23 protein-coding genes are annotated in these 19,173 nt (G+C 74.1%); 11 read left to right on the forward strand and 12 right to left on the reverse strand.

Annotation, left to right across the window (positions count from 1 at the left end; genetic code table 11):
* Positions 1–9 precede the first annotated feature (9 nt).
* Both O7598_RS18770 and O7598_RS18775 read left to right on the forward strand, forming a co-directional pair.
* The gene (locus O7598_RS18770; protein WP_269692622.1) at positions 10–1,398 is read left to right on the forward strand and encodes a HAMP domain-containing sensor histidine kinase; all 1,389 of its coding nucleotides are present in this window, start codon (positions 10–12) and stop codon (positions 1,396–1,398) included.
* Positions 1,399–1,627: 229 nt separating this feature from the next.
* Complete coding sequence (locus tag O7598_RS18775; RefSeq protein ID WP_269692623.1) at positions 1,628–1,903, forward strand: hypothetical protein; 276 nt, start codon at positions 1,628–1,630, stop codon at positions 1,901–1,903.
* On the opposite strand, the gene O7598_RS18780 is transcribed toward O7598_RS18775, so the two are convergent.
* Entirely contained in the window at positions 1,860–2,885 is a 1,026-nt protein-coding gene (locus O7598_RS18780) for an adenosine deaminase (RefSeq protein WP_269692624.1), read from the reverse strand. The genes O7598_RS18775 and O7598_RS18780 overlap by 44 nt on opposite strands.
* Positions 2,882–3,673 carry a trans-aconitate 2-methyltransferase gene (locus O7598_RS18785; RefSeq protein WP_269692625.1) on the reverse strand — a complete coding sequence of 264 codons (792 nt, stop codon included), beginning with the start codon at positions 3,671–3,673 and terminating at the stop codon, positions 2,882–2,884. Before O7598_RS18785 ends, O7598_RS18780 begins: the two co-directional genes overlap by 4 nt.
* Positions 3,674–3,759: 86 nt before the next feature.
* On the opposite strand from O7598_RS18785, the gene O7598_RS18790 reads away from it, so the two are divergent.
* Positions 3,760–4,743 (forward strand): aldo/keto reductase, encoded by a 984-nt coding sequence (locus tag O7598_RS18790; protein ID WP_269692626.1) that lies wholly within the window; start codon positions 3,760–3,762, stop codon positions 4,741–4,743.
* A gap of 73 nt (positions 4,744–4,816) precedes the next feature.
* Entirely contained in the window at positions 4,817–5,008 is a 192-nt protein-coding gene (locus O7598_RS18795) for a hypothetical protein (RefSeq protein ID WP_269692627.1), read from the forward strand.
* A gap of 85 nt (positions 5,009–5,093) precedes the next feature.
* On the opposite strand, the gene O7598_RS18800 is transcribed toward O7598_RS18795, so the two are convergent.
* From O7598_RS18800 to O7598_RS18830, 7 genes are all read right to left on the reverse strand, one after another.
* Positions 5,094–5,297: a cold-shock protein gene (locus tag O7598_RS18800; RefSeq protein WP_088962828.1), complete on the reverse strand. Its 204-nt coding sequence runs from the start codon at positions 5,295–5,297 to the stop codon at positions 5,094–5,096.
* A gap of 290 nt (positions 5,298–5,587) precedes the next feature.
* Positions 5,588–5,860, reverse strand: a complete 273-nt coding sequence (locus O7598_RS18805; protein ID WP_269692628.1) for a DUF4235 domain-containing protein — start codon at positions 5,858–5,860, stop codon at positions 5,588–5,590.
* Entirely contained in the window at positions 5,857–6,204 is a 348-nt protein-coding gene (locus O7598_RS18810) for a DUF3618 domain-containing protein (RefSeq protein ID WP_269692629.1), read from the reverse strand. The genes O7598_RS18805 and O7598_RS18810 overlap by 4 nt, the downstream gene beginning before the upstream one ends.
* A complete protein-coding gene (locus O7598_RS18815; RefSeq protein WP_269692630.1) occupies positions 6,201–6,635 on the reverse strand; it encodes a phage holin family protein in 435 nt (144 codons plus the stop codon). The genes O7598_RS18810 and O7598_RS18815 overlap by 4 nt, the downstream gene beginning before the upstream one ends.
* A gap of 295 nt (positions 6,636–6,930) precedes the next feature.
* Positions 6,931–8,127, reverse strand: coding sequence for a mechanosensitive ion channel family protein (locus O7598_RS18820; protein WP_269692631.1), 1,197 nt, complete (start codon positions 8,125–8,127; stop codon positions 6,931–6,933).
* Positions 8,128–8,203: 76 nt separating this feature from the next.
* A complete protein-coding gene (locus tag O7598_RS18825; protein ID WP_269692632.1) occupies positions 8,204–9,025 on the reverse strand; it encodes a DUF1206 domain-containing protein in 822 nt (273 codons plus the stop codon).
* A 76-nt stretch (positions 9,026–9,101) separates the two neighbouring features.
* The gene (locus tag O7598_RS18830) at positions 9,102–9,467 is read right to left on the reverse strand and encodes a hypothetical protein (protein ID WP_269692633.1); all 366 of its coding nucleotides are present in this window, start codon (positions 9,465–9,467) and stop codon (positions 9,102–9,104) included.
* A 130-nt stretch (positions 9,468–9,597) separates the two neighbouring features.
* On the opposite strand from O7598_RS18830, the gene O7598_RS18835 reads away from it, so the two are divergent.
* Both O7598_RS18835 and O7598_RS18840 read left to right on the forward strand, forming a co-directional pair.
* Positions 9,598–10,824, forward strand: coding sequence for a cysteine desulfurase-like protein (locus O7598_RS18835; RefSeq protein ID WP_269692634.1), 1,227 nt, complete (start codon positions 9,598–9,600; stop codon positions 10,822–10,824).
* The gene (locus O7598_RS18840; RefSeq protein WP_269692635.1) at positions 10,821–11,108 is read left to right on the forward strand and encodes a GNAT family N-acetyltransferase; all 288 of its coding nucleotides are present in this window, start codon (positions 10,821–10,823) and stop codon (positions 11,106–11,108) included. Before O7598_RS18835 ends, O7598_RS18840 begins: the two co-directional genes overlap by 4 nt.
* Before the next feature lie 45 nt (positions 11,109–11,153).
* On the opposite strand, the gene O7598_RS18845 is transcribed toward O7598_RS18840, so the two are convergent.
* Positions 11,154–12,653: a glycoside hydrolase family 3 protein gene (locus O7598_RS18845; protein ID WP_269692636.1), complete on the reverse strand. Its 1,500-nt coding sequence runs from the start codon at positions 12,651–12,653 to the stop codon at positions 11,154–11,156.
* Between the two features lie 139 nt (positions 12,654–12,792).
* Here O7598_RS18845 and O7598_RS18850 point away from each other — a divergent pair, with 139 nt between their 5' ends.
* Together O7598_RS18850 and O7598_RS18855 are read left to right on the forward strand one after the other, a co-directional pair.
* A complete protein-coding gene (locus O7598_RS18850; RefSeq protein ID WP_269692637.1) occupies positions 12,793–12,915 on the forward strand; it encodes a hypothetical protein in 123 nt (40 codons plus the stop codon).
* Positions 12,916–12,962: 47 nt separating this feature from the next.
* A complete protein-coding gene (locus tag O7598_RS18855; protein ID WP_269692638.1) occupies positions 12,963–13,913 on the forward strand; it encodes a TIGR03557 family F420-dependent LLM class oxidoreductase in 951 nt (316 codons plus the stop codon).
* A 7-nt stretch (positions 13,914–13,920) separates the two neighbouring features.
* On the opposite strand, the gene O7598_RS18860 is transcribed toward O7598_RS18855, so the two are convergent.
* Together O7598_RS18860 and O7598_RS18865 are read right to left on the reverse strand one after the other, a co-directional pair.
* Positions 13,921–14,559 (reverse strand): TetR/AcrR family transcriptional regulator, encoded by a 639-nt coding sequence (locus O7598_RS18860; RefSeq protein ID WP_269692639.1) that lies wholly within the window; start codon positions 14,557–14,559, stop codon positions 13,921–13,923.
* A gap of 79 nt (positions 14,560–14,638) precedes the next feature.
* Positions 14,639–15,547 carry a methyltransferase domain-containing protein gene (locus tag O7598_RS18865; RefSeq protein WP_269692640.1) on the reverse strand — a complete coding sequence of 303 codons (909 nt, stop codon included), beginning with the start codon at positions 15,545–15,547 and terminating at the stop codon, positions 14,639–14,641.
* 122 nt (positions 15,548–15,669) lie between these two features.
* On the opposite strand from O7598_RS18865, the gene O7598_RS18870 reads away from it, so the two are divergent.
* From O7598_RS18870 to O7598_RS18880, 3 genes are all read left to right on the forward strand, one after another.
* Complete coding sequence (locus tag O7598_RS18870; protein WP_269692641.1) at positions 15,670–17,301, forward strand: RecQ family ATP-dependent DNA helicase; 1,632 nt, start codon at positions 15,670–15,672, stop codon at positions 17,299–17,301.
* A gap of 63 nt (positions 17,302–17,364) precedes the next feature.
* Positions 17,365–17,868 carry a hypothetical protein gene (locus tag O7598_RS18875; protein ID WP_269694905.1) on the forward strand — a complete coding sequence of 168 codons (504 nt, stop codon included), beginning with the start codon at positions 17,365–17,367 and terminating at the stop codon, positions 17,866–17,868.
* Positions 17,869–17,989: 121 nt separating this feature from the next.
* Entirely contained in the window at positions 17,990–19,027 is a 1,038-nt protein-coding gene (locus tag O7598_RS18880; RefSeq protein ID WP_269692642.1) for a helix-turn-helix domain-containing protein, read from the forward strand.
* The last annotated feature ends 146 nt before the right edge of the window (positions 19,028–19,173 follow it).

Genomic DNA, 19,173 nt, shown 5'->3' on the forward strand with positions numbered 1-19,173 from the left:
ACCGCCGGCATGTGCAGCCTGGTCGCGCTCGCCTTCCTGATCCCGCTCGGCATCACCCTGTCCGGTCAGTCCCGCGAGGAGAAGCTGGCCGACGCGGCCCGGCGCAGCGCGCTGGTCACCGGCGCGCTGGCGGTCAGCACCGACGCCGAGGTGGTCAAGCGGGCGGTGGCGGCCAGCGGCGACGACCCGGCGCTGCGGCCGGTCGTGCACGGCATCGGCACCGACGAGTCGGCCGGTCGCGCCGACCCCGCCGCGCTGGCCGACGCCGCCACGCAGCGCCGCTCCGTGGTGAGCGAGGTGGACGGCGGGGTGCTGCGACTGGACCCGGTGGTGCTCGGCGACCGGGTGGCAGTGGTGGAGGTCTTCGTACCCGACGAGGTGCTCGACGCCGGCGCCGGCGGGCGGTGGCTGCTGCTGCTCGCGGTGGCGCTGGCCCTGGTCGGCGCCGCGGTGATCGTGGTGGACCGGGTGGCGGCCCGGGCCGTGGACGCCACCGGCGACCTGGTCAAGGCGGCGCTCGCGGTGGGCGACGGCGAACTCGGCGTACGGGTCGAGCCGGCCGGGCCGCGGGAGCTGGCCGAGGCGGGGCACGCGTTCAACCGGATGGCGGAGCGGCTGGTGGCGTTGCGCGCCGACGAGCACGAACTCGTCGCCGACCTGTCGCACCGGCTGCGTACCCCGCTGACCGCGCTGCGGCTGGACGCGGAGGCCCTGGAGTCCGACGACACCAGCATCGGCACGTTCAGCGAGGCGGAGCTGGACCGGCGGCGCGGCATCCGGCGGATCCGGCAGGCCATCGTCACGCTGGAGGGCGAGGTCGACCAACTCATCAAGACCACCCGCAAGGCGGTCAGCCAGGAGACGGCGCCGGCGTCCTGCGACGTCAGCGAGGTGGTCCGGGACCGGATGGTCTTCTGGTCGGCGTTGGCCGGCGACCAGAACCGGCCGCACCGGGTGGTCGGGGCGCAGTTGCGCATCCCGGCGCCGGTGCCCCGCGCCGAGTTGGCCGCCGCGCTGGACGCGGTGATCGGCAACGTCTTCCGCTACACGCCGCAGGGCACCGCGTTCGAGGTGGTGGTGAGCCGCCGCGACGGCTGGGTGGCGATCCGGATCGACGACGCCGGGCCGGGCATCGCCAACCCGGACCGTGCCTTGCGCCGGGGCGAGAGCGACCAGGGTTCCACCGGGCTCGGGCTGGACATCGCCAAGCGGGTCGCGTTGCAGGCGAACGGTTCGGTGAGCCTCGACCGGGCACGCCTGGGCGGGGCCAGCGTGGTGATGCTGCTGGCCGATCCGGACGCGGCGCCCCGCCAGGTCAACCGGTTCGGGCTGGTCGGCCGGATGGCCCGGGACGCCCGCGAACCGCGCACCGGGCGGCGCTGGCCGCGCCCGCGCTGACCGGTGGCTGTGCGGCGGCGCAAGTTCTCCTTAGGAGTGTTTTAACGACGGCCACCACCGGGTCGCGAAATGCCAGGATCTCTGACAGAACCCATCAGTTCCGTCGGCCGGGACGCCCCGTAACACCTTCCGGCCGGCGGATCCGTGCGCGCGGCGGGAGTCCGGTCCCCCCACACCTCGCTCCCGTCGCGCGCCGCTCTCGCCGTCGAGCCGGGCGGAGGTGACCGTGATGACGCCGACCGTCAGCCGACTGTTGCGCTGGGCCGCCGTGATCGGCCTCGGCATCGCCCTCACCCTCGCCGCCTGGCAGGACCCGGTGCTCGCACACGGCCCGGGGCACGCCGACCCGGCCATGTCCGGCTTCGCCGTCGCGCTGTTCGCGCCGGTCGCGCTCGGGGTGCTCCTGGCCACCCGGCGCCGACCGCCCCGCCTGTCCCGACGGCCGGCGCCCGTGCGGCCGCTCACCGCGCCGCACTCGCCAGGTACGCGTCGATCTCGGCGCTGATCCGGGCCGCCTCGGCCGGGGCCAGGAACGCGGCGGCCACGGCGTCGCGGGCCAGCGCGGCGACGCCCTCCGGGCCGATGCCCAGCAGCCGGGCGGCGACCGCGTACTCGTCGTTGAGCGTGGTACCGAACATCGGCGGGTCATCGGAGTTGATGCTGACGGGCACGCCGGCCTCGATCAGCTGCGGCAGCGGGTGCTCGTCGAGGCTGGCCACCGCCCGGGTCCGCACGTTCGAGGTCGGGCACACCTCCAGCGGGATCCGGCGCTCCGCCAGGTGGGTCATCAGCTCCGGGTCGAGCACGGCAGAGATGCCGTGGCCGATCCGCTCGGCGCCCAGCTCGCGCAGCGCGTCCCAGATCGTCTCCGGGCCGGTGGTCTCGCCGGCGTGCGGCACCGAGCGCAACCCGGCCGCGCGGGCCTGGTCGAAGTAGGGCTTGAACTGCGGCCGGGGCACCCCGATCTCGGGGCCGCCCAGGCCGAAGCTGATCAACCCGTCCGGCCGCTCGTCGAGCGCGATCCGCAGGGTCTGCTCGGCGGCCGGCAACCCGGCCTCGCCGGGGATGTCGAAGCACCAGCGCAGTGCGATGCCGAAGTCGGCCTCGGCCCGCTTGCGGGCGTCCTCGATCGCCTCGCAGAACGCCGGCGCCGGGATGCCCCGGTGCACGTGCGAGTAGGGCGTGACCGTCAACTCGGCGTAGCGGACCTGCTGGCGGGCCAGTTCCCGGGCCACCTCGTGGGTGAGCAGCCAGACGTCGTCGGCGTCCCGGATCAGGTCGACAACACTCAGGTAGACCTCGATGAAGTGGGCGAAGTCGCGGAACGCGAAGTAGTCGGCGAGCGCCTCCGGGTCGGCCGGGACGGGGCTGCGCCCCTCGTGCCGGGCGGCCAGCTCGGCGACGATCCGGGGCGAGGCGGAGCCGACGTGGTGCACGTGCAGCTCCACCTTGGGCAGGCCGGCGATGAAGGTGGGCAGGTCGGTCACGAGTTCTCCTCTGCGCGGGCGCCGGTGCGGGCCACCACGAAGATCCGGCGGAACGGGAAGTACACCTGACCCTGCCGCACCGGGTACGCCTCGGCGAGGCGTACCCCCAGCTCGGCGCGGAAGGCGGCCCAGCCGGTGGCGTCCAGCGCGGCGCGGACCGGGCGCAGGGCGGTGCCCTCCATCCAGGCCAGCACCGGGTGGTCCGTGCCGGCGGCCGGCAGCATGTGCACGTAGGTAGTCTCCCAGGCGTCCACCGCGCAGCCCGCGCCGGTCAGCAGCGTGGCGTAGTCGACCGGCTCGTCGACCGGGGCCTCGCGCAGCAGCCCGGCGAGGCGGTCGCGCCACCGGTCCCGTCCGGCGACCTCGCGCAGCGCCCGGTGGGACGGCGCGGCGAAGTTGCCGGGGACCTGGAACGCCAGCCACGCGCCGGTCGGCAGTTCGGCGGCCCATCGGGTGAGCAGCTGGCGGTGCTCCGGGACCCACTGGAGCACTGCGTTGCCGACCAGCACGTCCACGTCGGGCGCCGGCCGCCAGTCGCGGACGTCGGCGACGCCGAAGGTGACCGGGGAGCCCGGGGCGGCGGCCCGTTCGATCATCTCGGGCGAGGAGTCCAGGCCGGTGACCCGGCAGCCGGGCCAGCGCTCGGCGAGCGTGGCGGTGAGCGTGCCGGGCCCGCAGCCGAGGTCGACCACCGCGCGCGGGTGGCGCGCGTCGACGCGGGCCAGCAGGTCGAAGAAGGGTCGGGAGCGCTCGTCGCCGTAGCGCAGGTAGGTGCCGGGATCCCACATGACAATCTCCAAACCGTACGTACGTCTTGCTAGAGACCGTACGGCCCGACGGGCGAAGCGGCAACCCGCTCACTAGGCTCGACCGGATGGAACAGCGCAACTTCGACCGGCTCGGCCGGCACGTCGGCATCATCGGACTCGGCGCGTGGCAGCTCGGCGCCGACTGGGGCGAGGTCAGCGAGGACGCGGCGCTCGACGTGCTCACCGCCGCGGTGGACGCCGGCGTCACCTTCCTGGACACCGCGGACGTGTACGGCGACGGCCGCAGCGAGCAGCTCATCGGCCGGTTCCTGCGGTCCCACCCGGACCACGGGCTGACCGTGGCCACCAAGATGGGTCGTCGGGTGCCGCAGACGCCGGAGGCGTACACCCTGGAGAACTTCCGGGCCTGGACCGACCGGTCCCGGGCCAACCTCGGCGTCGACACCCTCGACCTGGTGCAGCTGCACTGCCCGCCCGGCGCGGTCTTCGCCGACGACCGGGTCTTCGACGCCCTGGACACGCTGGTCGCCGAGAAGCGCATCGCCGGGTACGGGGTGAGCGTGGAAACCTGCGAGCAGGCGCTCACCGCCGTCGCCCGACCCGGGGTGGCCAGCGTGCAGATCATCCTCAACGCGGTCCGGCACAAGCCGCTGGAGCGGGTGCTGCCGGCCGCCGCGGCGGCCGGGGTCGGCGTCATCGCCCGGGTCCCGCTGGCCAGCGGCCTGCTCTCCGGCCGTTACGACGAGCACACCACGTTCCCGGAGAACGACCACCGCACGTTCAACCGGCACGGCGAGTCGTTCGACGTCGGCGAGACGTTCTCCGGCGTCGACTACGACCTCGGCCTCGCCGCGGTGCGCCGGCTCGCGCCGCTGGTCGGCGACGCGCGCACGATGGCGCAGTTCGCGCTGCGCTGGATCCTCGACCAGCCCGGCGTGACAGTGGTGATCCCCGGCGCCCGCTCGGCCGAGCAGGCCCGGCGCAACGCCGAGGCGGCCGACCAGCCGCCACTGACCGCTGTGGAGCTGGCCTCGGTGCGGGCCACCTACGACGAGTTGATCCGGCCGCAGGTGCACGACCGGTGGTGACCGGCGCGGCGCCACCGGCGTCGCACGCGGGCGGGCATGCTGGACCGGGGTGGACGTCGCTGGAGGGGGCGCGATGAGGGGTTGGTTCCGGCTCACCGTGGGGCTGCTGGCCGTGGTGCTGGGTGCGCTGTGGACGGTGCTGGGGCTCGGCTACGTCGAGGGCAGCGCACTGACCGACAACCGGATCTGGGCGCTGGTCGGCCCGGTGGTCGTCCTGATCGGACTCGTGGCGCTCTGGTACGGCATGCGGGCCCGGCGCCGCTGAGGCGTGCGCCGGGCATGGAGAAGCCCCGCCTCCCGTGCGGGATGCGGGGCTTCGCGCACCGGCCGCGCGGCCGGTGTGGTGCAGCTCAGATGGGGCGGACCTGCTCGGCCTGCGGACCCTTCTGACCCTGGGCGATCTCGAACTCCACCCGCTGGTTCTCCTCCAGCGAGCGGTAGCCGCTGGACTGGATGGCCGAGAAGTGGACGAACACGTCAGCACCCCCGCCGTCGACGGTGATGAAGCCGAAGCCCTTGTCAGCGTTGAACCACTTCACGGTTCCCTGCGCCATGTGCAACTCCTTCTAAAACTGGCGGCCGAGCACGCCGTGCGGCCGATTGGCCGTTTTCGAGCAGCGGCGCCTGAGGTGGCCCCCCGTGCAGGGAACGTCTCTCAACCCACGCGTCTCGCAACAGCGTGAGAAAGCAAACCACGTACGCAAAAACTTCGCACAGCCTACCGGACGAAATTCTCCGACATGTGACCTGAAGGTTGCCCGATGATCGACGGGCGTGCCGACGGAGCCGTGCGAAAGACCCCTTCCCCAGGTCGCGGGGGGAAGGGGTCTGTTCGACTGTCGAATCAGTCCGGCCAGTGCCCGGTCAGCCGGCGCACGCCGACCGCGCCGCCGCGGTCCACGGCCGCTCGGACCGCCGAGAAGATCGCCCCCTGCAGGGCCGCGGCGGCGATGACCTCGCCCCAGTGGCGGTCCTCGTCGGTGGCGCTCGGCGCGTCGTCGTCGCCCGCCGCCAGCTTCCAGACCTGCCGGAAGACCATCCCGGCCACCGCACCGGCCGCGAGGCCGAGCAGCACCCCCACCGGCTTGTACGCCGTCTTACCGATCCTGCCGCTCACCGACGCCTCCCTCGGACCACCAACAGCACCACCGCGGTCACCACCGCACCGGCCGCGACCGCCGCCCACGGCAACGGGCCACGCGCGAGGGCGCCCGGCTCGTGGGCCGCCTGCGCCCGGACCTGCCGGACCTGCTCGGCCGCCCGCTCCCGCACCCGGGCCACAGTCAGCGCCGCCTGCTCGCGCATCCGCGCCTTCGCCTGCTCGGCGGAGTGCCGCACCAGCGCCTTCGGGTCGGCCCGGGCCGCCAGCAGCTCCATCGTCTCACCGAGTTCCACCCGGGTCCGGCGGATCTCCTCCCGGAGCGCCGCCACATCACCGGTGCCGTTGCCGTTTCCGGTCATGCCCGCCTCCCGTCCTTCACGGCGGCGGTGACCGTGTCGACGTCGGCCCGGACGCTGCGGACCGCCGCCTCCGGCACCGGCGGGACGGCACGGCTGACCTGCTTCTTGCCCACGAGCGCCAGGATCCCGGCGAGCACAAACAGCGCCACCGCCACGATCAGGGCGGCCAACCACGCCGGCATGACCAGCGCCAGCAGCAGGATCACGGTGGCGACCAGCGCGCCGGCGCCGTAGAGCGCCATCACCCCGCCCCCGCCGAACAGACCGATCCCGATCCCGGCGTGCTTGCCCTTCTGGGTCAGCTCCGCCCGGGCCAGGGCCAGTTCGTCCCGTACCAGGCGGGTGACCTGTTCGGTGGCCCGTTGCACCAGTTCCGCGGTGGACGGCTCGTTCCCGGTCCGGGACGTGCTGCGACTCGCGACGTCAGCCATGCTGTCCTCCTTTCATCATCACCGCGCTGTATGCCCGGAGTCGCCGCCCGTCAATCCTGCGCGGAGCGGCCGGTCGGCCCGGCCGCGCGCCACCGGAGTCCGGCGTCGGGCCGGGCCGGAATCCGGGGCATGGGCAGCAGGTCCCCCGAAACGGACCGATCAAACCCAGTCGGCCCGACACTCCGCGAACGGAACCGTCCGCCCGCGTACCGTCCCGGCCGGGCCAACGCGCCGCGCGGGCGCCGGGTCACGCGCGGAGCCCCCGGCGCCGCGGGCTCCGATCGGGGTACGCGGGTCAGCGCCGGGCCTCGGCGTGGTCCTCCCGGCCCACGAAGACCTCGCTGCGGGCGTCGCCGTCGTCGCTGCCGCCGAAGACCCGCGCGTCGTCGGGCGCCTCGGTGTCGGTCGCACGGCGGACCGGGCGACGCGGCTGCATCGACTGCCACGGCATCGGGCCGGTGGCGTCGCCCACCTCGGTGCGCAGCCGGGGCAGGGCCGTCGGGCGGTGGTCGCGCACCCAGGTCACCAGGTGCTCACGGACCAGGCAGCGCAGGTCCCACAGGCTGCCGGCGTCCGCGGCGCTGACCAGCGCGCGCACCTTGACCATGCCGCCGGTGGCGTCGGTCACCTGGAGCACGCAGACCCGGCCGTCCCACAGCTCGGTGCCCTCGCAGAGCCGGCGCAGTTCCTCCCGCATGGCCTGCGCCGGGATGGCCCAGTCCAGGTCGAACTCGGCGGTGCCGAGCACCTTCGCCTCGGTGCGGGTCCAGTTCTGGAACGGCGTGCTGGTGAAGTACGAGGTGGGCAGGATCAACCGGCGGTCGTCCCAGACCTGCACCACCACGTAGCTGAGCGTCAGCTCCTCGATCCGGCCCCACTCCCCCTCGACCACCACCACGTCGTCGAGGCGGACCGCGTCGCTGAAGGCGAGCTGGAGGCCGGCGAAGACGTTGCCGAGCAGGCTCTGCGCGGCGAGCGCGGCGACGACACCGACCACACCGGCGGAGGTGAGCACGCCGGCGCCGATGCCGCGTACGGCGGGGAACGTCATCAGCATCACGCCGACCGCGAGGATCACGATCACCGCGATGGTCAGCCGGCGCAGCAGCACCACCTGGGTCCGCACCCGGCGGGCGTGCCGGTTGTTCGGCACGTCCACCCGGAACCGGGCCAGCGCGGTGTCCTCCGCCACCACCAGCAGCGCGGCCACCAGCCAGGCGATCGCGGCGATCATCGCCAGCCCGAGCGTGTGCAGGACGAACTGGCGCCACGGGCTGCCCACCGCGTAGAGCGTGGTGAACCGGACCGCGAGCTGCACGGCGACGACGGTCACCGCGACCTGGAACGCGCGGTGCGCGTGCTCGGTCAGCTCGGTCATCAGCAGCGACCGGCGGCCGAGTCGGCGGGTCACCCGGTGCACGACCGCGACCAGCACCAACGCGACCGCCGCCGCGGCCAGCGCGGCGGCGACGGTCACCAGATAGCTCTGCACGAGAAGTCTCCCTCCGGCCCGGGCGGGAATCGGGCAAAGGCCCAATGGTGCCCGGTGGTCCGGACATCGACCAGGCTCAGACCTTGCGGAACCGGGACTGGAAGAAGCAGTAGACGCCGAACGCGGCGATGCCGAGCGCCATCAGCGCCAGCAGCCACGGCCCGTACGCCTGGTCGCGCAGCGTCCGCAGGGCGGCGTCCAGACCGCGTGCCTTCTCCGGGTCGTACTTCACCGCGGCGACCACGATGAGCAGGCCGGCGATGGCGAACACGGCGCCCCGCGCGGCGTACCCGGCCATGCCGAGACGACGGACCAGCTTGTGCGTCTTCGGGTTCATCTCGCCGGTCTTGAGGTTGCGCTCGAACTTCTTCTTCAGGCCGTAGATCACCATGCCGATGCCGACCGCGGCGAGCACCAGACCGGCCAGCCCGACCAGCCACCGGCCGCCGTCGGAGGCCATCAGCTTCTCGGTGAGCTGCTGCTGCTGGTTGGAGGAGTTGGAGCTGGCGTCCTGGACGACCTTGATCGCGGTCCAGCCCAGCCAGACGAAGATGATCACCCGGACGACCGAGGCGATCCGCTCGAAGGTCCGCTCCTTGCCGGTCTTCGACTGGTGGCCGACCACTGCCTCGGAGGCCTGCCAGATGGCCATGGCGAAGAGCCCGATCGCGATCACGACCAGGACGAACTTGCCGAGCGGCTGCTCGCCGAGGGTGCGCAGGGCGCCGTTCTGGTTGCCCTCCTCCCCGGAGTTGCCGAAGGCGATCTGCAGCGCCAGCCAGCCGAAGAGGAGGTGCACGATTCCATAGCCGATGAAACCGGCGCGGGTCAACAGTTCGAGCCACCGGCTGTTCTTGGCCCGCGTGGCGGTGGCTCCGGCGTTTCGGGTGACAGACATGCGCCCTCAATCTCCCGACGTGCGGTTTTCCAAACGTCGCCGCGCGCCGGGGCCACCGCCACCGGGCCGAAAGGGATCAGCCGTTGGGGTTGCGGGCCACCCGCAGCACGACGTTCTGGTCGGTGACGCTGTCCAGGCTGACCTGGAAGCCGCCGACCTCGGTGGCCTGCTGCCCGGTGGTGAGCGAGAGCTGCTCGCCGGCCACCTCGACGGTGACCTGGTCGTCCTGGGTGCCGATGAGCTTGGCCTCGATGCCGAGGATGGTGGCGCTGGCGTCCACGCCCCGGTCGAAAGTGATGGTGCAGGCGTCCAGGCCGCAGTCGGTGTCGGCACCGTTGGAACTGCATCCGGCGAGCAGCGCGGCGCCGAGGGCGAGACCGGCGAGCAGCCCGGCGGCGCGGCGGGCGGGAGTCGGGGCGAAGGTGGCGCGTCGGTTCGTCACCTCCCCAACGGTACCGCCCGTCGGCCATGCCCCGGCTGGCCGCTCGCTCGCCGACGGGGCGTCAAGAAGGGGCACCGCCTCTACCGAATGCGTGAAGAGGGGGCCCCGCCTTACCCGCTAGGGTGCGGGAATGGCATTCGATGTTGCCCGGGTGCGCGGGCTCTATCCCGCGCTGGGCGAGGGCTTCGTCCACTTCGACGGCGCCGGTGGCACCCAGACCGCCGCCGGGGTGATCGAGGCGGTGGCCGACGCCATGCGGGCCGCCACGGGCAACCGCAGCACCGCCTTCGCCCCCGGCCGGCGCGCGCTGGATCTGGTCGCCGGCGCCCGGTCCGCGGTCGCCGACCTGCTCGGCGCGGACCCGTCGGGCGTGGTGCTCGGGCCGAGCGCCACCGCGCTGACCTACACCCTGGCCCGGACGCTGGGCGCGGGCTGGCGGCCCGGCGACGAGGTGGTGGTGTCCCGGCTGGACCACGACGCCAACGTCCGCCCCTGGGTGCAGGCGGCCGAGGCGGCCGGCGCGACGGTGCGCTGGGCCGAGTTCGACAGGGCCACCGGCGAGCTGCCCGCCGGTCAGTACGCCGAGCTGGTCACCGGCCGCACCCGGCTGGTCGCGGTGACCGCCGGCAGCAACGCGATCGGCACCGCGCCGGACGTGGCGGCGATCGCCAAGACCGCGCACGCCGCCGGCGCGCTGGTCTGCGTGGACGGGGTGCACTCCGTGCCGCACGGCCCCACCGACCTGGCCTCGCTCGGCGCGGACGTGCTGGTCACCAGCGCCTACAAGTGGTCGGGGCCGCACCTGGCGGCGATGGTCGCCGACCCGGCGTGGTGGGCGACGCTGCGCCCGGCGAAGCTGCTGCCCTCCGCCGACACGGTCCCGGACCGGTTCGAGTACGGCACCCCGAGCTTCCCGCTGCTGGCCGGCGTGACCGCCGCGGTGGACCACCTGGCCTCGCTCGACCCGGCCGCGACCGGCGACCGCCGCGAGCGGGTACGCGCCGGTCTGGCCGCCGCGCAGGCGCACGAGGAGGCGGTCTTCGACCGGCTGCTCGCCGGGCTGACGTCCCGGCCCTTCGTCACCGTCCACGGCTCACCGGCCCGGCGCTGCCCGACGGTGTCGTTCCGGGTGGCCGGCCGGACCCCGGCGGAGACCGCCGCGGCGCTGGGCGAGGCGGGTCTGTGCCTCTCCTCCGGCGACTACTACGCCTACGAGTACTTCCAGGCGATGGGCCTGCGCGACTCCGGCGGCGCGGTCCGGGCGAGCGTCTACCACTACAACACGGTCGACGAGGTGGACCGGCTGCTGGCCGAACTCGACCGGCTGGCCGGCGACGAGAGGACGATGGACCGGTGAACTTCCTGGTCGAGGAGAACCCCGCCAAGCACCGCTTCGAGATCCTGGTCGACGACGCGCTGGCCGGGTTCAGCGCGTACCTGCCGCGCGGCGAGGTGCTGGTCTTCACGCACACCGAGGTCGACGACCGCTACCAGGGGCAGGGCGTGGGCGCCGCGCTGGTGCGCGGCATGCTGGACCAGATCCGCGAGCGTGGCGGCCGGGTGGTGCCCCGGTGCCCGTTCGTGGCCGCGTTCATCGAACGCCATCCGGACTACGCCGACCTGGTGGTCGACGCGCCCTGAGGCCCGGCCCGACCGGGGGACCTCCCCACCCGGCCGGGCCGGAGTTCAGCGGGCGCCGGCCAGCAGCTCGGCGGCGGCGCGGGCCGCCGCGGCGGTGGCGCCGTGGGTGGCCAGGTGCACCCGGCCGGCGGCCAGCTCGGGCACGCCCAACTCGACCACGACCGCGTCCGGGCGGGCGGTCAGGGCTCGGGTGACCGCGTCCCGCATCCACCCGTGCCGGTGCAGGTCGCGCACGACCAGCACCAACGGTCGGTCGGCCGAGCCGGTCGCCGGGTCCGCCGGGACGGCGTCGGCGGCGTACCGGGCGGTGGTGGTGCCGGGCGCCAGGTGGGCCAGGGGCGCGGCGATCCCCCACGGCGTCTCCTCGCCGATGGCGATGTTGCGGGGCGGCGCGAACTCCACCACGTGCGCCGGCCCGGCGAGCGGCAGCAGCGCGGCGTCGCCGGTGATCCGCAGCGCCCGGCGGGCGGCGGTCAGGCCGATGGGTGAGCCGTCCGGCGCGGCCGGGGCGGCGCTGCGGTGGGCCCGGGCGGCGACGCTCCACGCGGCGAGCTGACCGACCCGCTTGGCCGCCTCGGCGAGCCGCTCCTCGGGCAACTCCCCGCTCACCACGGCGGCGACGATCGCGTCGCGCAACTCGCGGGCGTCGGCCTCGGTGGCCCGCTCCCCGCCCACGCAGATGGCGTCGGCGCCGGCGGCGAGCGCGCGCACCGCCGCGCCGGCGAAGCCGTACCGGTCGGACACCGCCCGCATCTCCACCGCGTCGGTCACCACCACGCCGCCGAAGCCCAGCTCCTCGCGGAGCAGTCCGCCCAGGATGCGCGCGCTGAGCGTGGCCGGCAGCTCCGGGTCGAGCGCCGGGACCAGCAGGTGACCGGTCATCACCGCCTGCGTGCCGGCCGCCACCGCGGCCCGGAACGGGGCCAGCTCGATGGCGTCGAGGCGGGCCCGGTCGGCGCCGATGCGGGGCAGGTCGTGGTGGGAGTCGACGTGGGTGTCGCCGTGCCCGGGGAAGTGCTTGGCGCAGGCGGCGACCCCGCCGGCCTGCAGGCCGCGTACCCAGGCGGCGGTGTGGCGGGCGACCAGGTCGGGGTCGGCGCCGAACGAGCGCACCCCGATGACCGGGTTGGCCGGGTTGGAGTTGACGTCGGCGTCCGGCGCGTAGTCGAGGGTGACGCCGACCGCGGCCAGCTCGGCGCCCAGGTCGCGGGCGACCTCCTCGGTCAGCGCCGGGTCGTCCACCGCGCCGAGGGCGAAGTTGCCGGGCCGGGAGCTGCCCCGGGCGGATTCGATCCGGGTGACGTCGCCGGCTTCCTCGTCGATCGCCACGATCACGTCCGGCCGTTCCGCCCGCAGGGTGGCGGTCAGGTTGGCGACCTGCTCGTGGTCGACGACGTTGCGGGCGAAGAGGACCACCGAGCCGAGCCCTTCGCCGAGCCAGCGGCAGACCCAGGGTGGCGGGGTGGTGCCGACGAACCCGGGTTGCAGGACGGCGGCGGCGAGCGCCGCCAGGTCTCCGGTAGCTCCGACGATCCGCTCGCTCATGCGCTGTCGTACCCCCGTCTCCCCCACGGACCCGCCACGACCGGCGGGTGCTGACATGGTCACACCGCGCAGCTAAATAGTCAACAATCCTTACTGTTAGACGCTGGCCACCGGCCATCCACCGTGGGAGAGTTCAGGCATGCCCGTCCAGCCGCTCGCCGACGCCACCAGCGCCGCCGACATCCCCGGCGTACGCCTGCTCGGCCTGGTGGTCGGCGCCCTGTTCCTGCTGATCGCGATCCGGGCGATGTTCCGCCGCTGACCCTCGGGGTAGGGAGGCCGGTGTCCGGACACGGCGGAGGGGAAACAATGAGGATCGGCTACTTCCTGTCCAGCGAGGAATACACCCCGGCCGAGCTGCTGGCCCAGGCGCGCGGCGCCGAGCAGGCCGGCTTCGAGGCACTGTGGATCTCCGACCACTACCACCCGTGGGTCGACGCGCAGGGCCAGAGCCCGTTCGTCTGGTCCACCATCGGCGCGCTCAGCCAGGTCTGCCGGCTGCCGGTGACCACGGCGGTCACCTGCCCGACCGTACGCATCCACCCGGCGGTCGTCGCCCAGGCGGCGGCCACCAGCGCGGTGCTGCACGAGGGACGCTTCGTGCTCGGCGTGGGCAGCGGCGAGGCGCTGAACGAGCACATCTTCGGCGACGCCTGGCCGCAGGCCGACGTCCGGCTGGAGATGCTCGAGGAGGCGGTCGAGGTGATCCGGGAGCTGTGGCGCGGCGACTTCGTCAACCACCACGGCACGCACTACACGGTGGAGCACGCCCGGATCTACACCCGGCCCGAGACACCCCCGTCGATCTACGTCTCCGGCTTCGGCCCGAAGGCGATCGAGCTGGCCGCGCGCATCGGCGACGGCTACGTCAGCATGATGCCCGACGCCGACATGGTGCGCCGGTTCCGCGACTCCGGCGGCGGCGACAAGCCGTGCCAGGGCGGCTTCAAGGCCGCGTACGCCGACACCGCCGACGAGGGCGCGCGGATCGCGTACGAGCGCTGGCCCAACGCGGGCGTGCCGGGCGAGCTGTCCCAGGTGCTTCCCTCGCCTCGGCACTTCGAGCAGGCCGCGCAGCTGGTCCGGCCGGAGCAGGTGCGGGAGGCGTTCGTCTGCGGCCCGGACGCCGACGGCCACCTGGAGATGATCGACAAGTACGCCAAGGCCGGCTTCGACGAGGTCTACGTGGCCAACACCGGCCCGCACTGGCAGGGCCTGTTCGACCTCTACCAGCGGGAGGTGCTGCCCCGGCTGCGGTGAGCGCGCCTCAGCCGGGCCCGGCCGGAGCCACCCCGCGCAGCAGCGTGTCGACCAGGGCGGCCACCAGCTCCGGGTCGGGCTGCGGCGGCGCACCGGCCGGGTCGAGCAGCCGGCTCAGCACCAGGTCGTGGCAGACGCCGACGAGCAGGGTCGCCGCCGCCCGCGGGTCGGCCGTCGGCGCGACCCGGCCGAGGCGCTGCTCGGCCCGCAGGTAGTCGGCGAACTCCGCCCGGACGCCGGGGTCGCCGCCGGGCAGGGCGGGCAGCTCGGCGAGCCGGGCGAGCAGTTTCGGCTGGGTGGTCAGGCCGGCGAGCGCGGGCAGGATCGCCGCGTGCAGCGCCAGTGCCCGGTCCAGCCAGGCCCGGAGGTTGCCGGCCAGGCTGCCCTCGCCGGGCTGCGGGACGGCACCCGCCAGCGTCGCCTCGACCGCCCGGATGTGCGCGTGCAGCGCGTGGGCGAGCAGCTCTTCCTTGTCGGCGAAGTGGTTGTAGAGCACCCCGTCGGCGACGCCGGCCTCGCGGGCCACGTCGCGTACGGTCAGCCCGGCCGCCCCGCGCCGGTCCAGCAGGCGCGCGGCGGCCGTGATCAGGTGCTCGCGCAGGCTCTGCCCGCCGTCGCGCAGCACGGCCGCTCTCCTGGGTGCCATCACCGCAGATCCTAGGGGGTGTGGGTGCCGGGGCCGGCTCCCCCGTGCGAGCCGGCCCCGGCGGCAGCGGGGCCCGCGCTCAGCCGGGCCGTCGGGCGGTCACCAGCCAGGCGGCGGTGCGCAGCCGGACGCCGTCCGGGCCGGCGTACGGGCGCATGGCCGCCACCAGTTCGTCCCGGACCCGCTCACCGACGGCCGGTCCGAGCGGCGCGAGCCGGTGCCGGACCGGCCCCCATCCGGCCAGGAACGCGCCGGCGTCGGCCGCGTCGCGTCCCCAGGTCCCGGCCACCTCGTGGCGCGCGCAGTCGACGTCGACCAGACCGGCGTCGGCGAGCACCTCGCGGGTCACCGCCGGGTCGGCGAGCGAGAGCGGCCCGCCGGCCGGTGCGTCGTCGCCGGCCGGATCGTGGCCGCCGCCCGGAATGTCGTCGTCCGTCGGGGTGGCGTCGTCCGTCGGGGTGGCGTCGTTGGGCGGTTCCGGAAGCGTGGCCAGCGGCGCGAGCGCGGCGCCGAGGTCACCACGTCGCCAGTCGTCGAGGCAGACGAAGGCCAGCCGCCCGCCGGGGCGCAGTGCCCGGGTCAGGTTGCCGAAGGCGGCGACCGGCTCGGCGAAGAACATCACGCCGAACCGGCTCAGCACCACGTCGTACGCCCCCGGGGCGAACGGGTGCACCTGGGCGTCGGCCCGCAGGAAGTCGACGTTGGACACCGCCTCGGCGGCGGTGGCGGCGCGGGCGGCGGCCAGCATGGGCGCGGAGAGGTCGACCCCGAGCGCCGACCCGGCGCCGCTGCGACCGGCGGCGAGGCGGGTCAGCTGGCCGGTGCCGCAGCCGACGTCGAGCACCCGGTCGCCCGGCCGGACGGCGGCGAGCAGCAGGTCGTTGCAGCCGGCGTTGACCGCGTCGTAACGGTGCCGGTGTGCCGCCCAGTGCCGGCCCTCGTACCCGTTCCATGCGCGTTCCTGCTGGTCGTTGCGGATATCTGGCACCTCCGACCTCCTCTCGTGAACGACTGTTCATGAACGCGTATTCATAATGCCGCCGGTCGTTACCGTACGTCAACCTCCGCCCCGGTTTCGGGCTCGGAGACCGGGGGTAGCTGTGGCCGTTGATGAAACTGACGACGCACGCCACCAACCTGCGCCACGCGGCGAAGAACCTGTTCGGCTGGACCGCGTTGCGGCCCAACCAGCTGGCCGCCATGCGCGCCGTCATGAAGCGGCACGACGCCCTGGTGGTGCTGCCCACCGGCGCCGGCAAGTCGGCGATCTACCAGATCCCGGCCAGCCTCATCCCCGGCCCGACCGTGGTGATCTCACCGCTGCTCGCGCTCCAGCAGGACCAGATCGCCGCGCTCAACGAGCGCCGGCGGCCGGAGCTGCGCGCGGTGCGGATCAGCTCGGACGAGAGCGCCACGCAGCAGGCCGAGGCGATCGAGGAGATCCGGGCCGGTCGGGCCGAGTTCCTCTTCATCACGCCGGAGGCACTGAGCAACCCGGACCGGCTCGCCGAGGTCCGCTCGCTCGCCCCGGCGCTGGTCGCCATCGACGAGGCGCACTGCATCTCGTCCTGGGGACACGACTTCCGACCGGACTACCTCGCGCTCGGCCACCTCATCGACGGGCTCGGCCGCCCTCCGGTGGTGGCGCTGACGGCCACCGCCTCCCCGCCGGTCCGCGACGACATCATCGCCCGGCTGCGGCTGCGCGAGCCCGAGGTGGTGGTCTCCGGGCTGGACCGGCCCAACCTCTTCCTCGAGGTGGCGTACTGCCCGACCGACGACTACCGCTGGCGGCGGCTGATCGCGCTGCTGCGCGACGACGAGCGCCCCGGCATCATCTACGTGCCGACCCGACGCGCGGCCGAGGAACTGGCCGAGCGGCTGACCACCGCAGGCTTCCCCGCCGAGTTCTACCACGGCGGCATGCCCACCGCGGCGCGGCACCAGCTGCACGAGGCGTTCCTCGCCGACCAGGTGCCGATCATGGTGGCCACCTCGGCGTTCGGGATGGGCATCGACAAGCCGAACATCGCCTGGGTGGTGCACATGGCGCTGCCCGACTCGCCGGACAGCTACTTCCAGGAGATCGGCCGGGCCGGCCGGGACGGCTCGCCGTCGCGGGTGCTGCTGCTCTGGCGCGCCGAGGACGTCGGCCTCCAGCGCTACTTCAGCGGCGGCCTGCCGAACGAGAAGGAGCTGTGTGACCTCGCCGCGGTGCTGCGGAGCAAGGCCCGCACCCGCAAGGAGCTGCGCGAACTGACCGGACTGGGCCCGCGCAAGCTCGGCCAGTACCTGTCCCTGCTGGAACAGATCGGCGCCGCCGAGCCCCGCGCCCGGCAGCGCGTCGGCGTGCCCCGCTACGCCCCGGACGCGGTCGAGGCCGGGCGGGCGGCGCGCACCGAGGCCGAGCGGCAGCAGACCGTGACCCGGTCGCGGACCGACATGATGCGCGCGTTCGCCGAGACCACCGGCTGCCGCGGGCAGGTCCTGCTGGCCTACTTCGGCGAGCAGATGAACGAGGTCTGCGCCCACTGCGACAACTGCCACGCCGGCACCAGCGTGGCGAACGACGGCGCGGTCGGGCCGTTCCCGGTGCACAGCCAGGTCCGGCACGCCGAGTGGGGGTCCGGCCTGGTGCTCAACTACGAGGACGACCGGATGACGGTGCTCTTCGACGAGGTGGGCTACAAGACGCTGTCCGTGCGCGTGGTGTCCGAACAGGGCCTGCTGGAGCTGGACTAGCCTGACCCGGGCACCGTGGCGGTGCCCGTCGACAACGACGACCACGGCGAAAGGAACCTGATCGTGATCGAGCAGCCGGCGTACACCCGGTTCGGCGTCTCCGACGAGGAGTGGGGGCTGCTGGTCGGTCTGCCGCAGGCGGTGCTCACCGCGGCGGCCGCGGCCGAGTCCGACGGCACCCGGCGGACCATGGCCGAGAACGCCGCCGGGCTGGAGACCATCGCCGCCGGCCGGGAGTCGGCCAGCCCGCTGGTCGCGGCCGTGGCCGGCGAGGTCGTCTCCCGCGTCGGCGACCCGGAGACCGGCGCGGAACTGCCGGTGATCACGCCGGACGATCCGACAGCGATGATCGAGGACGTGCTGGCCCGCGCCGGCCAGGCCTCCGCCCTGCTCACCGGCAAGGTGGACGAGGGGCAGGCCGGGGCGTACCGGCACTGGCTGGTGGAGATCGCCGAGCAGGTGGTGGGCGCCGCCTCCACCGGCGGCATCCTCGGCATCGGCGGCGACGTGGTGAGCGACTCGGAGCGCCGGTTCCGGGACCGGCTGTCCCAGGTGCTCAACGACTGAGCGGACCCTTAACAGAAGGTTCCACGACCGTCTATGACGGACGTCACGCCCCACGGGCTGCCGCTTTTCGGCCCCGTGGGGCGTCGTGTTCATAGGGGACGACGAACCACGGGGGTCGCGCATGGACACGGTGTTGCAACCGCGGATCTTCGACACGGCGGAGGCGCCCGCCGCCGACCGGTTGGCGCTCTGGCTGGAGGTGATCGCCGAGACGCCGGCGCTCATGCGGGTCCGCACCGAGCACGCCGACAACTTCCTGGCCCGGGCGGAGTTCCTCGACCTGGGGCCGATGCAGCTCATCCGGCACCGCTACCCCTCGCTGGACGGGATCCGGACCCGCAAGCTGATCAACCGCTCCGACGCCGACTACTACGTGCTCGCGCTGACGCTCAACGGCACCGGCATCACCGACCAGGACGGGCAACGCGGGGTCTGCCCGCCCGGCGACTTCACCTTCTTCGACTGCGCCCGACCGCAGGAGATCAGCCACCACGCGGACGACGGGCGGGCCGCCGCGTCGGTGGTGGCCCTCATCCCGTACGACGCGCTGCCGTTGCCGCACCGCCGGCTCGCTCCCCTGTTCGCCGGCCGGATGTCCGGCAGCGAGGGCGTGGGCGCGCTGCTGGCCGACTACCTCATCCGGATCACCGGCCATCCGGAGCAGTACCACGCGGTCGACGCCGAGCGACTGGGCACCGTCGGCCTGGACCTGGTCGCCACGCTGCTCGGGCGCCACCTGGTCTCCGAGGAGGCGGTCCCGACCGAGGTCCGGCGCCGCGCCCTGCTGGCCCAGGTGCAGGCGTACGTCCGGCAGCACCTCGCTGACGCCACGCTGGACCCGCACACGATCGCCGACGCCCACCACATCTCGGTGCGCTCCCTGCACCGGCTCTTCGAGGCCGAGGAGACCACCGTCGCGGCGTACATCCGCGACGAGCGGCTGGCCCGGTGCCGCCGGGACCTCGCCGACCCGGCGCTGGGCGGCCGCTCGATCCAGCTCATCGCCGGCCGCTGGGGCTTCCGGGACAAGGCCCACTTCAGCCGCGCCTTCCGGGCCGCGCAGGCGGAGACGCCGCAGGCGTACCGGGCGCGTCACCTGGAACAGGCACGGAACGTCAACAGCGCGGCATCCGAAGTCAACTCACCACGTACACACTGAACCCGGGCCGACGTCGGCACGCCGGCGGCGGTCCAACGGTAACGGGGGGCCGTGGCGTGGCGCCCGCGGCTGTCCGGCCGCGGGCGGCCCGCCCCGGTGGCCCCCCGGTGCACGACCCCGGGCTCCGGCCCCGTCGCTTCCCCCCA

Origin of the sequence: Micromonospora sp. WMMC241 (genome assembly GCF_027460165.1) — a bacterium.
GTDB classification, from domain to species: domain Bacteria; phylum Actinomycetota; class Actinomycetes; order Mycobacteriales; family Micromonosporaceae; genus Micromonospora; species Micromonospora humi.